This window comes from Streptomyces sp. UNOC14_S4, assembly GCF_020740835.1.
GTDB lineage: Bacteria > Actinomycetota > Actinomycetes > Streptomycetales > Streptomycetaceae > Streptomyces.
In genome coordinates this window covers 1-3,620 of record NZ_JAINFC010000649.1, presented here as the reverse complement: position 1 = coordinate 3,620, position 3,620 = coordinate 1, and the positions used below count along the sequence as shown (strand labels likewise).

Below are 3,620 nucleotides of genomic sequence, written 5' to 3'. Positions count from 1 at the left end.
CCAGTCTTCCACGAGGATCACCCTTTCCTCCTGACCTTGATCAGCAAGGCCAGAATGAGATGAAGATCCACAAATGGGTCAGTATTGACACGCCGTCAAAGGGTCAGAGTTCGACCGTCGCCGACAGCCGCGTCCGTGGACACTCGATGCCATGCTCCAGCGCTGCGAGGAACACCCCCGCGCCCGCGGGGACCACCACGGGGATGAGCCACCCCCGTACGGGGTCGAGGGAACACCCCCGCGCCCGCGGGGACCACATCTACGGCTTCGACATCGTCATCCACAACAGCGGAACACCCCCGCGCCCGCGGGGACCACAACGGCACCCGCAACACCTCGACCGCGACCGGCGGAACACCCCCGCGCCCGCGGGGACCACACTTCCTGACCAGCGCACTTATCCCGTTCGCACCCCGTTTTCATTCACTTCCAGAGAGTCGGGTGAAGCGGGCTTCGGGTTTAAGCGGCATACGGGTCGCTCTCTCGGCGAGGTATCTCGGGTCCGCGGCAGCTTATCGATCTAGCTGACCGGCAGGCCAGGCTTCAGGCGGTGACCGGGGTAACCCCTGGCTCCCGGCCGGGTCTGGTGGCGCTTGCATGGGAGCCATGGGTAGAGCTGCTCGCCACTATCTGCCTGCCGCCGTTCCGGCAGGGTTGCTCAAGGTCTGCCGGGAGAAATCCGGGAGAAGGTCTTCGTCCGCGCACCCGCCGAAGCTCGCTGGTCCCAATGCGTACCAAGCCCCCGACCTGTGCCTGACGCGCCCATCCGAGGCCAGCGCCTCGACGGCACCTTATCCGCAGAAAACGTTCTCGCAGAAATAATGGCGCCGGTCCGGCAGGATCTCCCTTCCCTCGGGGTGAGCAGTCACGGGGAGTGCCGCTGACCTGCTTACTTCGCGGCTGCGCAAGGAGTGGTCGGGGTGGGGGGACGGCGGACGGTGGGGCCGTCCACCGCGCCGCCCTTCCGGAACCGGCCTTCCGTGAGCACCTGGCGCATCTCGGGGGTGATGCGGTCGTTGGCAGGGCTGGACGGACCCGTCGGTGTGGCCGAGGCGTTCGTTGATCGGCTTCGGCGGGGTATGCGGGGTCCGCACTCGCCCCGGCCTTTGCCGGTGTGGCCGTCCGTGACGGCCATGATGAACTCGTCGTCGGGATCACCCTCCCACTCCCACGAGTGCGGGATCACAGGCACCGAAGTCGTCATTTCGGCTGCGCGCCTGCCTGTCGATCCAGTCGGCAGGCAAGCCGGACTCCTCCGGACTCCCGGCGCCGAGCGCGTTGCCTCGGCGTGACGCGACGATCCGGGTGTGCCGACTTCGCCAGTATTAGAGCGTTTGCGTAGAATCACACGTACGGTGGACGGATGATCGACCCGTCCTCTTCCCGTTCCGGCATCGGTACGGCGAGCACCGCGCGCGTCCCGGCGGCGGCCGTCGTCCCGGTGAGTCGTCGTCCCGTCGTGGCGGCATTTCGCGCTCTCGTCTCGCTGGCCGCGCTGACCGGCATCGTTTTCGATGTCATCGACTCGCACGACCTCGGGCGGCTCTTCAGCTACTTCACGATCCAGTCCAACATCCTGGTCGCGCTCGTCTTCGCCTGGTCCGCCCACCGTGCCTGGACTGCCCGGCCCGCTGTTTCTCCCCGGCTCACCGGTGCGGCTCTCCTCTATATCTGCATCACGGGCGTCGTCTTCCACTTCGTGCTCGACAACGCGTCCAGCGGCTTCTCCATGACCGCGGAACGCACTCCGCTGGAATCGATCGCGAACCAGCTCCTTCACACGGTCACCCCCATCGCCGCCGTGCTCGACTGGCTGCTGCTGACCGCTCCGGGCCGCTTCAGGTTCGTCTTCGCCGCGCAGTGGCTGCTCTACCCGCTGCTGTACTTCCCCTTCGCCCTCATTCGTGCCGCCTTTCTCTCCCCGGGCATCGAGGGGCGCTATCCCTATCCGTTCCTCGACGCCGACCTCCACGGCTACCTCGGTGTGCTCGGCAATGCCGTGACCTTCGGCCTGGCCTTCTACGGCCTGGCTCTCGTGATCTTCCTGATCGACCGCTTCCGCCCCGGGCTGCGCACTCCTGGGTAGGCGCGGCGCCGCTGACGCAGGCGGGCACGGTCCGTAGCCGGACCGTGCCCGCTTTCCGTTGGTCGTCGTCCGTTGTGTGCGTCCTGGACGTGGTCGGTCCCCGATCCACTATCATGCACCGCATGACAATGAAGGGGTCGAAGGACAGCGACCCACGGCGCAGTCAGTTGTTGCGGGGGGTGCTCGATCTGTGTCTGTTGGCGCTTGTCGCCGAGCGGCCGCGGTACGGCTTCGAGATCGTCGAAGGGCTGGCGGAACGCGGGATGGAGCTGGTGAGCGAGGGGAGCATCTATCCGTTGCTCGCCCGCATGGAGAAAGCCGGCCTGCTCGAGAGTTTTCGGCGGCCGTCGGAGTCGGGGGGCGCGCCTCGTAAGTACTACCGGCTGACCGGGGCCGGGCTCGCCGAGCTGGGCTCGGGGCGGGCGGCCTGGGAGGAGTTCGCGCGGTCGGTCGGACGGACGCTGTCCGTCGAGGTCGAGATCGCAGAGGGAACGAACGCAGAAGGACATCGCATGACTGGGGGGATCGCGTGACCAAGGACCAAGTGCTCGACCACTGCCGCACGGAGTGGATGTTCCAGGACGTTCCCGAACCGGACCTCGCGGACATGCTCGCGGAGTTGCGGGACCACCTGGAGGACGCGGCCCGCGCGGGCAAGGCCCCGGAGGCCGTCGTGGGCGAGGACGTGACCGCGTTCGCCACGGACTGGGCGACGGCTCGGCGGGCGGTGGCCGACCGCGGCGTGCTGTTCCGCCGCCTGGGCGAGCACGCGTACGCCGGGGCGGTCGCGCTGCTGGCGGCGGGTCACCTCATCGGATGGACCACCCGGACGCCCGTCGTGCCCGCCTCGATCGTGGCGGTCGCCCTGTTCGCCGTCGTGATGTCCTCCACTCCGTACTGGCGTGCCGTGCTGCGCTGGCCGCTGTGGCAGTGGATGGGGCTGTGCTTCGCGTTCCCCGTCGTGCTGCTGTTGCTCTTCCTGGTCGGCGGGCGCCCGACGCTGCTCCAGGTACCGCTCTGGGGCACGGCGCTGTTCGTGCTCCCCGGCGCGGTGGCCGCCGTACGGAAGAACGTACGGAAGAAGAGGAAGGGCTGATCACTCGGCGTGGGCCGGGAACGGGTGCCCGCCTCCCCTCGGGACGGCGGGCACCCGCACCGGTCAGTCCTCGTAGTAGTTGTTGACGATCACGTCGGGCTCGTCGTCGCTGAACGCCTCGTTGAGCAGCGCGCCGCCGACCAGACCGGCCGCGCCCGCCCCGATGAGCGCACCCGTGCCGAAGCGGCGGCCGCCCTGCTGCTGCCCGCCCTGCTGCGGGTCACCGTGCTGGGCGGGGTAGCCCTGCTGAGCCGGGTAGCCCTGCTGGACCGGCTGCGGGTAGCCAGCCTGCGGGTACCCCGCCTGCGGCTGGGTGTAGTACGGCGGAGGCGTGGTCTGCACCCGCTGCGCGCAGCCGCCGCACGTCTGGACCGGGCGGGGCACACCCCATTGCGGGGACCACGTGACCGTCGTCATGCCCGGGCAGTGGGTGGGGTC

Annotated in this window: 3 protein-coding genes and 1 pseudogene; 3 read left to right on the top strand and 1 reads right to left on the bottom strand. The window is 68.7% G+C overall.

The window, feature by feature from the left end; all coding sequences use genetic code 11:
• The first annotated feature begins 1,363 nt into the window (after positions 1-1,363).
• The 3 genes from K6I34_RS33695 (at position 1,364) to K6I34_RS33685 (ending at position 3,182) form a co-directional block, all read left to right on the top strand.
• Complete coding sequence (locus K6I34_RS33695; RefSeq protein ID WP_229331844.1) at positions 1,364-2,086, top strand: Pr6Pr family membrane protein; 723 nt, start codon at positions 1,364-1,366, stop codon at positions 2,084-2,086.
• 122 nt (positions 2,087-2,208) lie between these two features.
• Complete coding sequence (locus K6I34_RS33690) at positions 2,209-2,619, top strand: PadR family transcriptional regulator (RefSeq protein WP_229331843.1); 411 nt, start codon at positions 2,209-2,211, stop codon at positions 2,617-2,619.
• Positions 2,616-3,182 (top strand): DUF1048 domain-containing protein, encoded by a 567-nt coding sequence (locus K6I34_RS33685; RefSeq protein WP_229331842.1) that lies wholly within the window; start codon positions 2,616-2,618, stop codon positions 3,180-3,182. Before K6I34_RS33690 ends, K6I34_RS33685 begins: the two co-directional genes overlap by 4 nt.
• Positions 3,183-3,245: 63 nt before the next feature.
• Here the strand turns inward: K6I34_RS33685 and K6I34_RS33680 are convergent.
• Positions 3,246-3,620, bottom strand: a pseudogene (locus K6I34_RS33680) (TerD family protein); the annotation flags it as partial.